Here is a 17,986-nt window from a genome sequence, read left to right on the forward strand (position 1 = left end):
GCGCTCCCTCCTAGGGCCGCTGCTCGCCCACGTCGGGGACGTCCTCGCCGTAGGCCTGGTCGAACAGGTACTTGCCCGGGTTCATCACGTGATTGGGATCGAGCATGCGCTTGATCGACTTCATCACCTCGAAGGTGGCGCCGAGCTCGAGCGGGACGAGGTCGACCTCGCCGGCGCGGGTGGCGCCGTGGCAGGCCGTGATGGAGCCGCCGTGGTCGATGGCGACCTGCGCGATCTCCTTCTTGCACTCGCTCCAGGCGGTCCAGGTCTCGTCGTCGAGCTTCTGCTCCCAGATGCCGATGTCGATCTCCACGAGGTAGTCGCCGTACGGCTGGTGCGAGCCGTTGGTGTAGGCGAACATCCCCCAGTCGTCGAAGATGCCGTACTTCTCGATGTAGCGGTCGGCGATGGCGTGCCACTTCTCGCGGACCGCCGGCAGCTCGCTGTAGTTGATCGCCGCGTCCTCGCAGTGCCACGACATCGGCACGACCTGGCCCGTGTCGCGCAGGCGGCCGTGCAGCGGGATCGCGTAGCGGTCGTGGCGCGCCGCCCAGTCGCCCTGCGACACCTCGTCGCCGAGGTAGCGCCCGCCCGTCTCGTGGCCGATCTCCAGGATCCGCCGCGCGGCCGGCACGACCTCGGCCTCCGTGCCGTAGAGCGCGACGGCGTTGACGGCGACGACGTCGTGGGGCTGCTCGATGTAGGCCTCGTCGTCACGCCGCAGGTACTCGAGCTTCTTCTCGTCGAACAGCACGACCCCGGCCAGCGTGGCCAGTCCGGACTTCGACAGCGCCCCGCACGAGCGGTAGGCGGTGTCGTAGTCGGGATAGGCGAAGAACGCGGCGAACTCGGCCTCGGGCCGCGGGACCAGTCCCAGCGTCGCCTCGGTCGTGATCCCGAGCGTGCCCTGGTGGCCGAAGAACAGCTCCTTCAGCGTCAGTGCCGTGGACGCCTTGCGCAGCTTGCGGCCACCGCCGGAGCCGACCTCGATCACGTCGCCGGTCGGCAGCACGACCTCCATGGACAGCACGAGGTCCTTCGTGTGGCCGTACCGGGCCCCGATCAGCGACCAGCCGCTCGTGCCGATCCGACCGCCCACCATCGAGCAGGGGTAGGACGCCGGGTCGTCGGGGTAGAACACGCCGTGCGGCTGCAGCTCCTGGTTGAGCTTGAGCATGTTGATGCCCGGCTGCACCGTGACGGTGTAGTTGTCCAGGTCGAGGTCGCGGATGCGGTTCATCCGCTTGACGTCCAGCAGGATGCCGTGGCGCAGCGGCACCGCGCCGTCCGACAACCCGGTGCCCGCCGCCCGCGGCACGATCGGCGTGCGGGTCCGGTTGGCGAGCTTGACGATCTCCACCACCTCGGCGGTGGTCGACGGCAGCACGACGATGTCCGGGACGTGGTCCGCCCACCGATGCACCGGGAAGGGCGCCGGCACCCGCGTGCGGTTGGTGCGGGCCGAGACCTCCGGGAGCACGTGCTCCTCACCGAGGATGTCGACCAGCTCGTCGTAGAGGGCGTCTCCGACCGAGGTCCGGCTCATGCCTGCGCCCCCTCCGCCGCGGTGCTGCCGTGCGTCGTGGCGGCGTGCCCGTCGACCCGGTCGACCTGCAGGCCGGCCGACTCGGCCACCAGCTCCATGATGTCGCGGACCTCGATCTGCGGGTCGCGGGCGTAGCCGGCGTTGGTCAGCGGGCGCTCGGACCACACGCACGCGCTGACGAGGAGGTCGACGTCCAGCTCGGCGGCACGTGCCAGGCGCTGGTCGCTGATGGCGGCCGTGATGTGCGGTTTCTCGATCATCAGGCCACCGCCGGCGCCCGAACAGTACGACCACTGGGTGACGTGGTCGACGTCACGGAACTCCAGGCCCGGGATCGCGCGCAGGATCTCGCGCGGGGCCTGGTGGATCCCCTTGCGCTTGTTGAGCCGGCACGGGTCGTGGTAGGTCGCGACCCGCGGGATCGGGACGGTCAGCTCCAGGCGGCCTTCGCGGATCGCCTCGGCGACCACGTCCAGGACGTGCACCACCTCGAGGTCGAAGTCATCCCCGAAGTAGCGCGGGTAGTCCTCGGTGAAGTGCACGTAGTCGTGCGGCTCGAGCGTGATCAGCCGCTTCGTGCCGGTGGCGCGCCAGTCGGCGAGGTTGTGCTCGGCGAGGAAGCGGGACTGGTCGACGTAGCCCATCTCCAGCGCCGGGCCGCCACAGCACCACTGCTCACCCATCAGGCCGAACTCGACGCCGGCGAGCTGCAGGACCTGGGCCACGGCCCGCGGCAGCGAGGTCCGGTAGAACGCCGCCTCGCAGTCGACGAACAGCACGGTCTCGCCGCCGATCGGCAGGTCGAGGTCCTTGGCCCAGGTGCGCACGTTCTCCTGGGCGACCGGGACGTCGAGCACCGGCTCGTTCTTGTGCTCGAGGGTGGCCTCGACCCAGCGCTTCCAGTTGGGCCGGTCGGCGCCCTGCTCGACGGCGAACGCCCGCATGGACTTCACGACGTCGACGGTGCGGGTCCGCGCCCGGTAGAACTCGCCGGCCATGAGCGTGTTGGGGCACCGCAGCTCGCACGCGCCGCACTGGGTGCAGTGGACGTAGTCGTCGGCGACGTCGTCGATCTTCAGCAGGCCCTGCTCCATCGCCACCACGTTGGCGTGGAACGCCGTCGGCGAGTGGTTCTCGTTCTGCGTGACCTGCATGACCGGGCACACGTTGCGGCAGAACTTGTGCCCGGAGCTGAAGCAGCCGTACGCGAGATCCCGCAGCTTGCCGGCCTGCTCCGCGTGGGCTGGGTCGACCTGACCGTTGCCTGGCTCCATACGGGACCTCCCGATACCCGTGATGCGCCGTTCACTGGCCGTCGCACGTGCGCCCCTGCCGCAAGGCGGCGGCACCCCTCGCGGGGCACGCGAGCATCCGACCGTCGGCCGGACCCTGCCAGGGACACCCGCCCTCCGTGGGTGGCGGCACTCCCGAGCCGTCACCGGAGGGCCACGACGTTAAGGGCCGTCCAGCGGGGCGTCGTTGTCCGCTTGTCCCAAGCTGGCCGGCGTCGCCTGGACAGCTGGAACAGACAGACGGGCCGGGCGCGCCCGGAGGCGCGACGGCACCGGCCGGGTCGAGCCCGGCCGGTGCCGATCATGGACGTGCGGAGCGCTAGCTGGCGGTGTTGTTGGTGACGGTGGCGCTCACGCCCGAGCGCAGCCGGATCGGCTCGCCCCCGATACGCGCCAGCCGGTTGCCCACGATCCGGTTGTCCGTCCCGGCCGCGTTGCCCAGGCTGATGCCCTCGTCACCGGTGCGCTCGATCCGGTTGTCCAACACGTGCGTGGAACGCGGGAAGTCCGGCGTCTCCGGGTTCGTGCGCGACTGGTTGCCCTCACGCACGTTGATCCCGACCTCGCCCGAGTCCAACACCGTGTTGCGCGCGATCACCTGCCCGTGCAGGCCCTGGTCGTAGATGCCCGACCGCGGCGAACGCTCCACCCGGTTGCCGACGACGTCGCACGCCGCACCCCGGTTGACGATGATCCCGAACTCGTGCGAGCTCTCGCCGTTGCGGCCCGTGTCACGCACCACGTTGTCCGCGATCCGGCAGTTCCACGGCGCCGAGCCGACCTGGATCCCGTCCCGCCCGGTGCGCACCACCAGGTTGCGGGTGATCTCCACCCCGTCCAACAGCGGCGCCTCACCCGCGGTGTACTTCGACGAGCCGTGGTAGTGGCCCTCCGTACCGATGTCGTGCACGTACAGGTCCCGGAACGCCACGTTGCGCTGCACCCACGAACGCGACTGGGTCTTGTCGTGCACCCCCAGCCCCGACGACGAGACGTTGCCGACCTCCACGTGATCCACGACCAGATGCTCGGTCCGCACCTTGCCCGTCAACCCGTTGCCCGACTCCGAGATCCGGATCCCACACCGCTGCTCGGACTCGCCGACCCCCGCACCACACTGCGAGACCACCCCGGTCCCCGTGATCCGCAGATGCGACGAATCCCGAATCTCGATCCCCGCATACGCACCACGCGCCCGGATGTCGACCACCCCACCATCGTTCACGATCGTGATCGGCGCCGCCGCCGTGCCCTGCAACCCGAACAGACGCAACTCACCACGCGTCCCCGGCTCCAGACACAACACCTCACCCGCCGCCGCACGCGACACCTCACGCTGCCCACGCGGCACCACCCGATCACACGCCAGCGAGGTGCCCGGCGGCGGGGTGCGCTGCGGGAGCGTGACCTCGGGCGGGTCGAACGCGCCGTGCCAGGCGTCCTGCTCGTGCTGGACACCGGCCCCGCCGACGACGAACTGGGACAGTTGCTGGCGGGTGACCGGGTTGCCGGGACGGAACGTGCCGTCGCCGTAGCCCCGCAGGACGCCGGCTTCCGCCAGCGCCCGTACGTTGCGGGTGTGGTCGGTCCCGGACTCGAGGTCGGAGAACCGCGCCGACCCCGCGGCGAGCGTCGCACCGGCCTCGCGCATCGCGCGGGCGATGAACGACGCCATCTGCTGGCGGGTGACCACGGCGTTGGGCCGGTAGGTCCCGTCAGCCCGCCCGGTCACGACGCCACGCGCGGTGAGGTAGTCGATGGCGGCCCGTGCCTCGACGGTTGCCGTGCCCCGGTCGGGGTAGTCGGCCCGCGGGGCGGCCGGCACGTCCAGCGTCCCGTCCTCGGCCTGGGTGAGGAAGCGGGCGACGAACAGCGCCATCTGCTGGCGGGTCACGGACCGCCCGGGCCGGAAGGACCCGTCGGGGTGGCCGACCGTGATCCCGTACGCCGCCATGCAGGCGACGGTGGTGCGGAAGGCCGGGTCGATGCGGTCGCTGTCGGCGAACGTCACCGTCGGCGCGTCGGCACAGACCGCTTCCGGGCTCGCGCCCGCGGCACCAGCGGCCGAGTCGGCACTGGCGACGGTGGCGGGCACGAGGGTCGCGAGCAGCGCGGCACCCCCGACGGCGGCGCGGACCCGGGGTCTGCGGTTTCGGAAGGACATGGCAGGCTCCTCACGGTCGCCGGCCGACGAGCTCGAGGCGTGCTTTCGAGAACCCGTCGACCGCGACCTCGGTCGGTGAATCAGTCGACGGTGTTGTTGGTGACGGTGGCGCTCACGCCCGAGCGCAGCCGGATCGGCTCGCCCCCGATACGCGCCAGCCGGTTGCCCACGATCCGGTTGTCCGTCCCGGCCGCGTTGCCCAGGCTGATGCCCTCGTCACCGGTGCGCTCGATCCGGTTGTCCAACACGTGCGTGGAACGCGGGAAGTCCGGCGTCTCCGGGTTCGTGCGCGACTGGTTGCCCTCACGCACGTTGATCCCGACCTCGCCCGAGTCCAACACCGTGTTGCGCGCGATCACCTGCCCGTGCAGGCCCTGGTCGTAGATGCCCGACCGCGGCGAACGCTCCACCCGGTTGCCGACGACGTCGCACGCCGCACCCCGGTTGACGATGATCCCGAACTCGTGCGAGCTCTCGCCGTTGCGGCCCGTGTCACGCACCACGTTGTCCGCGATCCGGCAGTTCCACGGCGCCGAGCCGACCTGGATCCCGTCCCGCCCGGTGCGCACCACCAGGTTGCGGGTGATCTCCACCCCGTCCAACAGCGGCGCCTCACCCGCGGTGTACTTCGACGAGCCGTGGTAGTGGCCCTCCGTACCGATGTCGTGCACGTACAGGTCCCGGAACGCCACGTTGCGCTGCACCCACGAACGCGACTGGGTCTTGTCGTGCACCCCCAGCCCCGACGACGAGACGTTGCCGACCTCCACGTGATCCACGACCAGATGCTCGGTCCGCACCTTGCCCGTCAACCCGTTGCCCGACTCCGAGATCCGGATCCCACACCGCTGCTCGGACTCGCCGACCCCCGCACCACACTGCGAGACCACCCCGGTCCCCGTGATCCGCAGATGCGACGAATCCCGAATCTCGATCCCCGCATACGCACCACGCGCCCGGATGTCGACCACCCCACCATCGTTCACGATCGTGATCGGCGCCGCCGCCGTGCCCTGCAACCCGAACAGACGCAACTCACCACGCGTCCCCGGCTCCAGACACAACACCTCACCCGCCGCCGCACGCGACACCTCACGCTGCCCACGCGGCACCACCCGATCACACGCCAGCGGTGCCTCGGGCTCGGGCTCCGGGTCGGGCGTCGGCTCCGGGCCGGGGTCGGGCGTCGGCTCCGGATCCGGGTCCGGGTCGGGCGTCGGGTCCGGGTCCGGGTCCGGTGCCGGGTCCGGTGCCGGGTCCGGTGCCGGGTCCGGGTCGGGCGTCGGGTCCGGGTCCGGCGTCGGATCGTCCGGTGTACACCGGCCCTGCTTCTCGAGTCCCGGGGGACAGTGCCCCTCGGGGCGGGCCGAGGCCGCCGGTGCGAGGGCCACGACGGCCAGGACGGTGACGAGCAGGAAGGACCACAGGCGTCGCATGGGTTCGAGGACTTCCGGTCGGGGGCATGACTGACGACACGACCGTGTGCGGTCGCGTGCGCGTCGCCGAGCACGGCGAGGTACCGCGCGGTCGGGTGGACCCGACCGGCGCGGGGCCGCGGTGCTGGCGGCGGGGGGTCCGCCGGCCACCCAACGGGGGAGGTGGCCGTCGGCGACGCCGGCACTACCAACGTTTCGGAGGCCTCCGACTGCGCTGCGTAGCCGGAATCGGCCGCGGAACGGGACCGGGTGTCCGCCCGGGCGCACGGATCTCGCCAGATCCGCGCTGCCGGGAACCTCGCGACCGGCGGCCGGATGGCCGTCGACGTGCGCTGTCAAGGCTGATGCGTGCCGGGCGCGCTACGCACCACGGCGCGGCGGGGGGACGCGGCGGCGAGACCGGCGACGGGACGCGGCGGCGAGACCGGCGACGGGACGCGGCGAACGGGACGCGGTTCCGCCCCGCGGTCACTGCTCGCGGTTGTCGCCGACCTCGGCGCGCACGCCGTCGTCGAGCTCGACCGCCGCACCGGACACGTCGGCGAGCCGGTTGCCGGTGACGCGGTTGTCCGTGCCCGCCGTGTTGCCGAGCCGGATGCCGCCCGCCGCCCCCTGGATGCGGTTGTCGACGACGTGCGTGGAGCGCGGGAAGTCCGGCGTCTGGGGGTCGTCGGCCGCCTGGTCGCCCTCGGTCACCTGGATGCCGAGCTCACCCGAGTCGAGCACCGTGTTCCGGGCGATCACCTGTCCGTGCAGGCCCTGGTCGTAGATGCCCGACCGCGGCGAACGCTCGACGCGGTTGCCGATGACGTCGCAGGAGGAGCCGCGGTTCACGATGATCCCGAACTCGTGCTTGCTCTCGCCGTTGCGCCCCGTGTCCCGCACCACGTTCTGCGCGATCCGGCAGTTCCGGGGCGCCGAGCCGACCTGGATGCCGTCACGCCCGGTCCGAACGACGAGGTTGCGGGTGATCTCGACCCCGTCGAGCAGGTGTTGGTCACCGGAGGTGTAGTCGGAGGACCCGTGGTAGTGCCCCTCGGTCCCGATGTCGTGCACGTACAGGTCCCGGAAGGCGACGTCTCGCTGGAGCCACTCGTCCCGGTCGAGTTCCTTGTCATGGGTCCCGAGTCCGGCGCTCTCCACGTCGCCGACCTCGACGTGATCGACGGTGAGGTTCGTCGTGCGCGTCTTGCCGGCGATGCCGTTGAACGATCCGGTGACCCGGATCCCGCACCGTTGTTCGTCCTCGCCGAAGTGCGCACCGCAGCGGCCCGTCGTCCCGGTCCCGGTGACGTGCACGTGTGCGACGTCACGCAGTTCGAGACCGGCGTAGGCACCGGGCGCGTCGATCTCCACGACGCCACCGTGGTTCACGACCGTGATCGGTCGGCTGGCCGTGCCCTGCAGCCCGGTCAGTCGCAGCGCGCCGCGACGGCCGGCGGCGAGGCAGATCACCTCACCGGGGGCGGCCTGGTCGACCTCTGCCTGCGTCACCGGCACGACCTGGTCGCAGGCCAGCAGTCGCGCGGCGACGCCCTCGGGCCGTACCTGCCCGCCGAGGCCGTCGGGCGCGGCCCCGGCGTCCGGCGGCGTCCGGTCGCTCGAGCGTGCCGCGGGCAGGGAGAACGCGACGAGCACGACGACAGCCAGCGACAGGAGCGTGCGCAGCACCGGAGCGGATCGGTCGGCCCGCCCCCTCACAGCGGCACGTTCCCGGTGGGGTTGCCGTCGCCGACGGGTGGCCGGGCGGCGGCCAACGCGGCCGCCACCTCCTCGTCGGTCGTCTGCGAGAAGTCGGCGTAGAACTGTCCGACGGACCCGAAGTCCTCGGTGCTCAGCAGGCACACGGCGGCGTCCACCAACGTCTGCACCCTCGCCAGCGTCCGCGGCGGGGCGACCGGCACCGCCAGCAGCAGGTGGCGCGGCATCCAGGTCCGCACGACGTCCAGCGCGGCGCGCATGGTGGAGCCGGTGGCGATGCCGTCGTCGACGACCACGGCGGTGCGTCCGTGCACCTGCGCGTGCGTGCGACCGGCCCGGTAGCGCTCGACGCGACGCCGCAGTTCGGCCTGCTCCTGTTCGGCGACCTGCTCCAGCTCGTCGGGCCGGATGCCCAACTGGCGGATCAGGCGGCGATCCAGCACCCGGATGCCGTCCTCGCCGATCGCGCCGACCCCCAGTTCCGGCTGCCAGGGGCAGCCGAGCTTGCGGACGACGACGACGTCCAGGGGCGCGTCCAGCACGGACGCCACCTCGGCCGCGACGGGCACGCCACCTCGGGGCAGCCCGAACACCACCGGCGCGTGCAGGTGCTTGCGCCGCAGTCGCTCGCCGAGCAGGCGCCCGGCCTCGCGACGGTCCCGGAACATGGCGACGTCTCCGCTCGTCGCCGACGTCGAGTGGCGCCAGCGTTCCGCGCCGGGCCGTTCGTGACCAGGGACGAACTACCCGCCGACCTCGGGCGGCGACGGTGGTGCGGGAACGTCCGGTGGGATGTCGGGCACGGGCGGCTCGCCCGGCCGGCGCGGCACCTCGGGCGGCAGCTCCGGCACGGGCGGTGGCGGCGTCGGTGGCGTCTCCGGCGGCGGCGCGGGGACGGGGACCTCCGGGATCCAGGGCGGCTGCTCGGGAGCGGGCTCCGGCTGTGGTGGCGGCACCTCGTCGGGTGGGACCGGCGGCAGTTCCTCGGGCCGTGCCGGCGGCTCCGGCTCGACCGGTAGCGGTAGCTCGTCGGGTCGCGCCGGCGGCTCGACGTCGGGTGCGGGCGGCGGCACCTCGTCCGGCCGCTCGGGCTCCGGCTCGGGCACGGGTCGGCTACCTCCGCGGCGGTCGCGACCGACGGTACGCCCGGACTCGGGGTCCGTCACCCGGGAGTTCCCCGGGTGACACCGGGGTGCGGGTCAGGGTCCGGTCGGGGTGCGGTTCCGGGTCGGTCCCCGAGGGCAGCGGCCACGCCCGTCCTTAGCGTCCGCCGCAGTCCCCTCCACCACGAAGGACCGCACATGCACTCGGAGAACGAACCACCCCTGCTCTCCGCGACGGGCGTCGTCAAGACGTACCGGAGCGGCCACCTCGAGGTCCCGGCGCTGCGCGGCGTGGACCTCCGGATCGGCGCCGGCGAACTGGTCATGGTGATGGGCCCGTCCGGCAACGGCAAGACGACGCTGCTCAACTGCCTCTCCGGCCTGGACGAGATCGACGGCGGCACGGTGCACGTCGGCGGTCGCGACCTGTTCGCGATGTCGGACGCCGACCGGACCCGCCACCGTGCCACGACCATGGGCTTCGTCTTCCAGGCCTTCAACCTGATCCCGGTCCTGTCGGCCGTGGAGAACGTCGAGTTGCCGCTGCTGGTCACCGGGGTGGCGCCCAAGGTCGCGCGTGAGCGGGCACGTGACTTGCTCGCCCGCGTCGGGCTCGCCGACCGCGCCGGCCACCGGCCGGGCGAGCTGTCCGGGGGCGAGCAGCAGCGGGTGACCGTCGCCCGGGCGCTGGTGGCGGAGCCGGCGATCGTGTGGGCCGACGAACCGACCGGTGCCCTCGACAGCCGCACCGCCGGCGAGATCGTCGAGCTGCTCCACGAGGTGCACGCCGGCGGGCAGACGCTGGTGGTCGTCACCCACGACGACCAGCTCGGCCGCTCCGGGCAGCGGCTCGTGCAGGTCCGCGACGGACGTGTCGTCCACGACGGCCCGCCGCACACCGCACCCGACGCCCGCGCCCTCGAGGCCGCCGCGAGCGTGGAGGCCGTCCGATGACCGCGGTCCTCGTACTGGCGGCCGTCGCCGCCGGGCTCCTGCTGCCGCTGGGCGTCTCGGCGGTCCGGCACCGCGAGGTCGCCCGCCTCGCGGCCCGCAACGTCACCCGCCGCCGGACGGAGGCGGCGCTGGTCGTCGCCGGCTCGCTGCTCGGCACCGCGATCATCACGTCCGCGTTCGTGGTCGGCGACGTCGTCGACGGTTCGATCGCCGACGTCGCCCGCACCCAGCTCGGCCCCGTCGACGTCACCGTCACCCCCGCGGACGGGGACCTCGATGCCGTCGCGGCCGCCGTTGCCGCAGCTGCGCCCGCGGACGTCGACGGGACGCTGCCCGTCCGCCGCACGACCGCGGCGCTCGAGCTGCCGGCCGGCGGCGGGCAGGCCGCACGCGCCGTGCCACGGGCCGGCATCGTGGAGCTCGACCTCGCGGCCGCACGCGCGTTCGGGGACGACCCGGCCAGCACGGGCCTCGACCTGGTGGCCGGCGACCTCGGACACAACGAGGTGGTGCTGAACGAGCGCACCGCCGAACGCCTGGCGGCGCGGCCCGGGGACCGCATCCGCCTGCACGCCTACGGCACGGCGACCGAGCTCACCCTCACGCAGGTGGTCCCGGAGGTCGGCCTGGCCGGGTACGGGGGCGCGCTCGTCGCCGCCGGCACGCTGGAGGCCCTGGCGGGCGCCGGCGACCTGGACGCCGCGCCACCACAGGCGCAGCTGCTGGTCTCGCTGGCCGGCGGTGTCTTCGACACCCGGGACGCGTCACCGGCGGCGGTCGCCGCCCTGCGCGACGCCACTGCCGGACTCGAGGGCGTGGAGGTCGACGCCGTGAAGGCGACCCTGCTCGACGACGCGGAGCGCCAGGGGGCGAGCCTCGCCGAGCTGTTCACCACCATCGGCTCGTTCAGCGTCATGGCGGGGATCCTGCTGCTGGTGAACCTGTTCGTGATGCTGGCCGAGGAACGCAAGACGGAGCTCGGCATGCTGCGTGCGCTGGGCTTCACCCGGCGGCGGCTCTCGGGCGCGTTCGCGTTCGAGGGTGCGCTGTACGCCGTCACGGCCGCGGCCGCCGGCACGGTGCTGGGCGTCGGCATCGGCTGGGTGGTCGCCCGGACCGCGGGGGCCATCTTCGGCATCGGCGACCAGGGGATCGTGTTCCGGCTGGTCGTGGAGCCGACCAGCCTGGCGCTGGGCGGACTCCTCGGCCTGACCATGTCGCTGATCACGATCTGGCTGACCAGCCTGCGTATCGGCCGCCTGAACGTGATCCGCGCCATCCGTGACCTGCCCGAACCGAGCCGGTCGACGGTGTCGCTGCGCCGGCTGATCGGCGCTGGCCTTGGCGTGCTCGCCGGCATCGCCGTCAGCGTCGTCGGGGTGGGCCAGGAGCAGCCGATCCCGTTGCTCGTCGGTGTCCCCGTGGCGGCGTTCGCCGCCGGGCCGTTGCTGCGGCGCGTGCTGCCCGAGCGGCCCGCACGGCTGCTGAGCGCCGGCACCGCACTCGCCTGGGGTGTGGGCGCCTTCCCGCTGTTCGGCGACGTCATGAGCGTGGCCGAACTGCCGGTCTTCGTCGTCCAGGGCGTCGTGCTGACGGCGGCGGCCGTCTCGCTCGTGGCGACGCTGGACGCGGTGTGGGCGAGGGTGCTCGGTCGGGTCGCACCGCGCGGCGGGCGCCTGGCCGTGCGGCTGGGCATGGCCTACCCGCTCGCGCGGCGCGTGCGGACCTCGCTGCTGCTCGGCATGTTCTCGCTGGTGATCTTCACCATGACCTTCATCGCGTCGTTGTCGGCCGCCTTCGACGGGCAGCGCACCGACCTGACCGCGGCGGCCCGCGGCGGCTTCGACGTCGTGCTGGACGCCAACCCGGCCAACCCGGCGACGACCGAGGCGCTGCTGGCACGCGACGACGTCGCGGACGCGGCCGCGCTGCGGCGCGGCCACGCGATGTTCGAGGCCGCCGGCCTCGACGGGCCGCGTCCGTGGACGATCACGGGGTTCGACGAGGACCTCGTGACGGGCGGCGCCCCGGAGCTCGCGTCGCGGGCCGACGGGTACGCCGACGACCGGGCGGTCTGGGACGCCGTGGCGTCCGATCCGTCGCTGGCGATCGTGCCCGACGGCTTCCTCGGCGACGGCGGGCCACAGGCCTCACGGGTCGGCGTCGGCGACACCTTCGAGGTGCTCGACCCGGCCGGCGGCGCGCCGCGCACCCTCACCGTCGCCGCGGTGGGCAGTCCGGACTTCGCCTGGAACGGGGCCCTGGTTTCGTCACAGGTCACCGGCGCGCTGTTCGGCGCGCAGGACGTGCCCTCGCGCCACTATCTCGTCGCCGCCGACGGCACGGGCTCGGAGACCCTGGCATCGCGCCTGGGCGCCGACCTGTTGGCCAATGGCGCCGAGGCGACCAGCTTCACCACGATGGTCGACGAGGCGATGCGGCAGGAGAACGCGTTCCTCACCCTGCTGCAGGGCTTCCTCGGCCTGGGCCTGCTGGTCGGAATCGCCGGCCTCGGCGTGGTGATGATCCGGGCCGTGCGCGAACGCCGGCAGCAGGTCGGCATGCTGCGGGCGCTGGGCTTCTCCACGACGCTGGTGCGCCGGGCGTTCCTGACCGAGGCGGGCCTGATCGCCACGCAGGGCACGGCGATCGGCGCGGCGCTCGGGCTCGTCACGGTGCGGCAGGTCCTGACCAGCTCGCAGGCCTTCGGCGACGGCACCATCGGGTTCACGGTGCCGTGGGCGGGCCTGGCCGTGGTGGCGGCGCTGCCTCTGGCCGCCTCGCTGGTGGCGACGGCCTGGCCCGCGATCCGGGCGGCACGGATCACCCCGGCCGTCGCGCTGCGGGTGGGTGACTGACGCCGTGGAAGCGGCTGCGGCGGCACGGGATCCCGCGCCGCCGCAGTCGTGGTGGAGGTCAGCGGATCCGGCGGCCCGCCGAGCGCGGGTCCCAGGTGCCCTTGGCCACCTGCGGCACGAAGTCGGACAGGTCGAGACCGTCGAGCTCGACGGTCTCGCCCGTCTCGGCGGACAGGTAGGCGGCCATCATCAGCTCGGTGACGACCAGGCCCTCGCGCACCGACTCGCGGGGCGTGGTGCCCGCCCGGAACGCGCCGACCATGTGGCGGTTCTCGTCGGTGTAGCCGTAGGTCATGGCCTCGTCCTCGAGCAGCGGCATGAGGCCGTTCTCCGCGTTCTGCTTCTCCACGAGGTCCTCGCCCTGGTCGCCCTGCAGCTCGCGGCTGAGGAAGATGCGGGCGGGCGTGTCCAGCGTGTTGACCTGCATGGAGTACTCGGGGCCGAGCAGCTCGAACGACAGCCGCAGACCGGCGCCGACGTAGCTCCAGGAGGTCGTCGCCTCGATGACGACGATCTCGCCGTCGCCGTTCTCCAGGTGCACGGTGGCGCGGGCGTAGTCCTCGGCGGGGTGGTTGCGGTAGTCGACCTGCTGGTCGTACTCCGCGGCCAGCCGGTCGGCGTAGGCCGGCCGGCTCCACTTCAGCCCGGCGATGGAGGCGTTGACCGAGATCGGCTTCAGCCACGTGGAGGCGTTCACGTCCGGCGGCGAGAGCAGGAAGCGTCCCGCCTCGACCGAGTGGCACATCATGTCGCTGAGCACGCCGCCGCCCTGCTCCTGGCCGTTCCAGAACCACGAGCGGTGGGGGCCGGAGTGCTCCTCCGCGGCGCGGGCCAGGTACGGCGAGCCGGCCAGCGCGGCGCCGCGGGCCCAGATGATCTCCTTGGACCGCGTCAGGCCCGGCGCGAACACCTGGTTCTCCAGGTAGCCGCCGAGGATGCCGGCGCCCTCGATGGCGTCGACCACCCGCTTGGCCTCGGCGACGGTGCGCGCGAGCGGCTTCTCCACCGCGATGCCGATCAGCTCGGCCCGGCCGGAGGCGACCTCCTCGCAGATGGTCTCGATCATCTCGACGCGGACGTGGTTCGGCGCGGTCACCCAGATCGCCTGGACGCGCGGGTCGCGGACCAGGGCCACGAGGTCGTCGGTGACGGTGGGGTCGCCGACACCGAGGCGGCGGCAGCGTTCCGCGAGCTGCTTGGCGGTGGCCTCGTTGCGGCTCTGCACCGCGACGATGTCCGCACCGCGGACGCCGACCCAGCTCTGCACGTGGAAATTGCCGATGAAGCCGCTGCCGACGATGCCGACTCCGAGCGGTTGGTTCACACCTGTCTCCGTTTCCTCGAGTTTCATTGCCTGAGGCGACGCTGCCGGCCGTACGCCGACAGCAGCGCGATGAGGATCAGGCCGTTGACCACCTGCCGGCCGGCGGCGCCGATGTTGAGCGCCACGAGCAGGCTGGTGAGGGTTTGCAGGACGACGGCACCGATGACGGTGCCCAGGTAGCCGCCGACGCCGCCCGCCAGGGTCGTGCCGCCGATGACCACCGCCGCGATGGAGATCAGCTGGTACTGGTCGGCGAGGCTGATGGACGCCGCGCCGCTGTAGCCGATCAGCATGACGCCGCCGAGCGCGGCGAACAGGCTGGACGCGACGTAGACCAGCACGAGGTTGCGCTGGACGTTGATGCCGGACAGGAAGGCGGTCTCGCGGTTGGCGCCCAGCGCGTAGACGCGGCGGCCGAAGGTGGTCCGGCGCAGCAGCAGGATCACGAACACGGCGATGACCAGCCACACCCACACTGAGCCGCGGATGCCGAAGACCGTGCGGGCATTGATGAGCTGCGAGAGCGCGGCCGGGGCCCGGCCCTCGGGCTGCCCGCCCGAGTACACCCGCACGATGCCCTGCACGACCGCGACCATGCCCAGCGTCATGACCAGCGGCGGGATGCGCAGGTAGGCGACGCCGATCCCGTTGACGGCCCCGACCAGCCCGCAGTACAGCAGCGCGGTGGCGACGGCGATCAGCAGCCGGTCGTCGGCGCCGCCGCTCACCTGCGCGACGATGATGGCCGAGAAGGTGGCGACCTTGCCGACGGAGAGGTCGATGCCCTCGCCGCCGGCCAGGATGACGATGGTCTGTCCGGCCGCGATGACGCCGAGGAACGCCGCGACGCGCAGCACGTTCATGATCGTGCCGTAGGCCCCGAAGCCGGGAACCAGCAGGTTGCCGACGACGAACAGCAGGACGGCCACGACGCCGGCGAGCACCACCGGGTTGCGCACGAGTTCCTGAACGCTGGGCATCCCGCCGGTGTCGGTGACGGTGGTCGTGCTCATCGGCCGCCCTTTCGCTGGGACCACAGACCGGCCAGGGCCAGGGCCGCGATGACCAGCAGTCCGTCGATCAGTTGGCGCATCTCCGTCGGCGGGCGCAGTGCCACCACGACGTTGCTGAGCAACTGCAGGACCAGCACGCCGACCACGGTGCCGCCCGCGCCGCCGGCCCCGCCGGACAGGCGGGTACCGCCGATGACCAGCGCCGCGATGGAGATCAGGGTCAGCCCGCCACCGGCCAGTGCGTCGCCGGACCCGCTGTTGGCCAGCATCGCGAACGACGCGAGTCCGGCGAAGGCGCCGCCGACGACGTAGGTCAGGACCTGGATCCGTACGACCCGGACCCCGGTCGCGTAGGCGGCCAGCTCGTCGCCGCCGACGGCGTACACGTGGCGCATGAAGCGGGTCCGCTTGAGGACCAGCCACACGCCGACGAGCGCGAGCAGCAGCCAGGCGACGTTGGGCAGGCCCAGCGTGGACTCGCGGAAGCCCTGCACGAACCCCTCGGGCATGCGCGGCGCGGCCTCGCCGCCCCCGGCCGGCGGGAGCACGTACAGCGCCAGGCCGGCCCACACGAAGCTGGTGGCGAAGGTGGCCACGATCGGTTGCAGGCGAAGGATGCCGACCAGCAGCCCGTTCGCGAGCCCGCACGCCGCGCCGACGCCCAGGCCGACGAGCATGGCGGGCAGCATGCCGAGCGGCTCGACCAGCGTGACCGTCACGACGCTGGACAGCGCCGCGATGATGCCGATGGACAGGTCGATCCCACGGCCGAGGACGATGATGGTCTGCCCGACGGCCACCGCCGCCAGGGGCAGCGCGTTGGCGAGGATCGAGCGCAGGTTGAACGCGGTCAGGAACCGGTCGTTGATGGCGAGGTTCACGACGAACGCGATCGCGAGCAGCACGAACGCGGTCGCGGTCGGCAGGCGGCCGGCCAGCAGCCAGTCACCCGCACCGCGGAGACGCTCGCCGAGGTCGGGGTCGGTGCGGGACTCGGTACGGGTGTCGCTCATCGGTCCACCACCTGCAGGGACGAGGCGACGAGGCGGTCACGGCTGAGGTCCTCACGCTGGAGCTCGTCCACGACCTGGCCCTCGTAGAAGACCAGCACGCGGTGGCTCAGCCCGAGCAGCTCCTCGTCGTCGCTGGAGTTGAGGATGACGGCCACGCCCTCGTCGGTGAGGCGGGCGATGACCTCGTAGAGCTCTTCCTTGGCGGCCACGTCGATGCCCTTGGTCGGGTCGTCGAGCAGCACGACCCGGGGCGATTCCAGCAGCCACTTGCCGACGACGACCTTCTGCTGGTTGCCGCCGGAGAGCGTGCTGACGGGGTCACGCACCGAGCCGAGCTTGATGCGCAGCTGTTCGACCGCCGCCTGCGCGGCCGCGATCTCACGCCGCTGCCTGAGCAGGCCGACACCGACGGCGCGACCGCGCATGCTGGCGATCGTCAGGTTCTCCAGGATGGGCCGCACCGGCAGCAGGCCCTCGCGGGCACGGTTGCCGGGCACGAAGGCGATGCCGGCCTTCACGGCGTGGCTCGGACGCCGGACGCGGATCTCGCGCCCGTCGAGCAGCAGGCGCCCGCCGCGGTGCCGCTCGGCACCGAAGATGGCGGCGAGCAGGTCGGACTGGCCCTGCCCGGCCAGACCCCCGAGGCCCAGCACCTCGCCGGCACGGACCTCCAGCGAGATGCCCTGGAGTCGGCTGGTGGTGAAGTCCTCGACGGTGAGCACGACCGGCTGCTCGCCGACGGTGTGGCTCTCCACGACCTCACCGGCCGCCTCGGCGGCGCCGGCGAACTGGCCGACCATGAGTTCGACGAGCTGCTGCTCGGAGGTCTCCGCGAGATCGACCGCGCCGACGAGCTCGCCGTTGCGCAGGATCGTCGCCCGGTCGCAGACCGCGTAGATCTCTCCCATGCGGTGCGACGTGAAGATGACGAGGGTTCCGGCGTCGCGCAGCTCCCGGACGACGTCGAACAGGACCTCGACCTGGGCCGCGTGCAGCGAGGCGGTGGCCTCGTCGAGCACCAGCACCTGCGGATGCCGCGCGATGGCCTTGCAGATCTCCACGATCTGCTGTTCACCCGGGGAGAGCTGGGCGACCGGGACGTCCACCGGCAGCCGGCCCCGGAAGGCGGCGGCGAACCGCTGCAGCACCGCCTCGGCGCGTTCCCGGATCGAGCCCGGACGGAGGAAGCCGGCCCTGGTCTCCTCGAACGCCAGGGCGATGTTCGCCGCGACGGTCAGGTCGGGGATCAGACTCAGTTCCTGGTAGACGGCCGCGATGCCGTGCTCGTGGGCGTCCTGCGGGCGCGCGACGCGCAGCGGCTCGCCGTCGAGCGAGATCTCGGCCCGGTCGGGCGCCGCGACGCCGGTGAGGATCTTGTTGAGGGTGCTCTTGCCGGAGCCGTTGGCGCCGAGCAGCGCGTGGACCTCGCCGCGCTCGGCGGACAGGCTCGCGCCACGGAGGGCGACGACGCCCCCGTAGCGCTTGTGCACGTCGTGCATCTCGAGGAAGGACACGGCTCGCTCCGTCGGACGGCCACGCGTGACGGCCGGTGGCAGGTGGTGAGGGGCGCCGGTGCGCGGTG

At 72.6% G+C, this 17,986-nt stretch carries 13 protein-coding genes; 2 read left to right on the forward strand and 11 right to left on the reverse strand.

All coding sequences use genetic code 11. The features are described 5' to 3' along the window. Nucleotides 1-10: 10 nt before the first annotated feature. From ACERM0_RS14350 to ACERM0_RS14380, 7 genes are all read right to left on the reverse strand, one after another. Nucleotides 11-1,546, reverse strand: coding sequence for an FAD-binding oxidoreductase (locus ACERM0_RS14350; RefSeq protein WP_373679297.1), 1,536 nt, complete (start codon nt 1,544-1,546; stop codon nt 11-13). Then, on the reverse strand, nt 1,543-2,820 hold the full coding sequence (locus ACERM0_RS14355; protein ID WP_373679298.1) for a (Fe-S)-binding protein: 1,278 nt from the start codon (nt 2,818-2,820) through the stop codon (nt 1,543-1,545). Before ACERM0_RS14355 ends, ACERM0_RS14350 begins: the two co-directional genes overlap by 4 nt. A gap of 337 nt (nt 2,821-3,157) precedes the next feature. Beyond that, nucleotides 3,158-5,002 (reverse strand): S-layer homology domain-containing protein, encoded by a 1,845-nt coding sequence (locus ACERM0_RS14360; protein ID WP_373679299.1) that lies wholly within the window; start codon nt 5,000-5,002, stop codon nt 3,158-3,160. Nucleotides 5,003-5,082: 80 nt separating this feature from the next. Continuing rightward, complete coding sequence (locus ACERM0_RS14365) at nt 5,083-6,438, reverse strand: right-handed parallel beta-helix repeat-containing protein (RefSeq protein WP_373679300.1); 1,356 nt, start codon at nt 6,436-6,438, stop codon at nt 5,083-5,085. Nucleotides 6,439-6,906: 468 nt separating this feature from the next. Further along, nucleotides 6,907-8,109, reverse strand: coding sequence for a right-handed parallel beta-helix repeat-containing protein (locus ACERM0_RS14370; protein WP_373679301.1), 1,203 nt, complete (start codon nt 8,107-8,109; stop codon nt 6,907-6,909). A 26-nt stretch (nt 8,110-8,135) separates the two neighbouring features. Beyond that, nucleotides 8,136-8,807: a phosphoribosyltransferase gene (locus ACERM0_RS14375; RefSeq protein ID WP_373679302.1), complete on the reverse strand. Its 672-nt coding sequence runs from the start codon at nt 8,805-8,807 to the stop codon at nt 8,136-8,138. A gap of 75 nt (nt 8,808-8,882) precedes the next feature. Next, the gene (locus ACERM0_RS14380; protein WP_373679303.1) at nt 8,883-9,245 is read right to left on the reverse strand and encodes a hypothetical protein; all 363 of its coding nucleotides are present in this window, start codon (nt 9,243-9,245) and stop codon (nt 8,883-8,885) included. A 195-nt stretch (nt 9,246-9,440) separates the two neighbouring features. On the opposite strand from ACERM0_RS14380, the gene ACERM0_RS14385 reads away from it, so the two are divergent. Continuing rightward, nucleotides 9,441-10,196, forward strand: a complete 756-nt coding sequence (locus ACERM0_RS14385; RefSeq protein ID WP_373679304.1) for an ABC transporter ATP-binding protein — start codon at nt 9,441-9,443, stop codon at nt 10,194-10,196. After that, on the forward strand, nt 10,193-13,054 hold the full coding sequence (locus tag ACERM0_RS14390; protein WP_373679305.1) for an ABC transporter permease: 2,862 nt from the start codon (nt 10,193-10,195) through the stop codon (nt 13,052-13,054). Before ACERM0_RS14385 ends, ACERM0_RS14390 begins: the two co-directional genes overlap by 4 nt. A 58-nt stretch (nt 13,055-13,112) precedes the next feature. Here the strand turns inward: ACERM0_RS14390 and ACERM0_RS14395 are convergent, their stop codons facing one another. Genes ACERM0_RS14395 through ACERM0_RS14410 form a run of 4 tightly spaced genes read right to left on the reverse strand, consistent with a single transcriptional unit; the run spans nt 13,113 to nt 17,918 of the window. Further along, nucleotides 13,113-14,378 carry a Gfo/Idh/MocA family protein gene (locus ACERM0_RS14395; RefSeq protein WP_373679306.1) on the reverse strand — a complete coding sequence of 422 codons (1,266 nt, stop codon included), beginning with the start codon at nt 14,376-14,378 and terminating at the stop codon, nt 13,113-13,115. A 23-nt stretch (nt 14,379-14,401) separates the two neighbouring features. After that, nucleotides 14,402-15,391 (reverse strand): ABC transporter permease, encoded by a 990-nt coding sequence (locus ACERM0_RS14400; protein WP_373679307.1) that lies wholly within the window; start codon nt 15,389-15,391, stop codon nt 14,402-14,404. Continuing rightward, entirely contained in the window at nt 15,388-16,404 is a 1,017-nt protein-coding gene (locus tag ACERM0_RS14405; protein ID WP_373679308.1) for an ABC transporter permease, read from the reverse strand. The genes ACERM0_RS14400 and ACERM0_RS14405 overlap by 4 nt, the downstream gene beginning before the upstream one ends. Next, the gene (locus ACERM0_RS14410; protein WP_373679309.1) at nt 16,401-17,918 is read right to left on the reverse strand and encodes a sugar ABC transporter ATP-binding protein; all 1,518 of its coding nucleotides are present in this window, start codon (nt 17,916-17,918) and stop codon (nt 16,401-16,403) included. The genes ACERM0_RS14405 and ACERM0_RS14410 overlap by 4 nt, the downstream gene beginning before the upstream one ends. Nucleotides 17,919-17,986 lie beyond the last annotated feature (68 nt).

The sequence above is a fragment of the Egicoccus sp. AB-alg2 genome, from assembly GCF_041821065.1.
Lineage (GTDB): Bacteria > Actinomycetota > Nitriliruptoria > Nitriliruptorales > Nitriliruptoraceae > Egicoccus.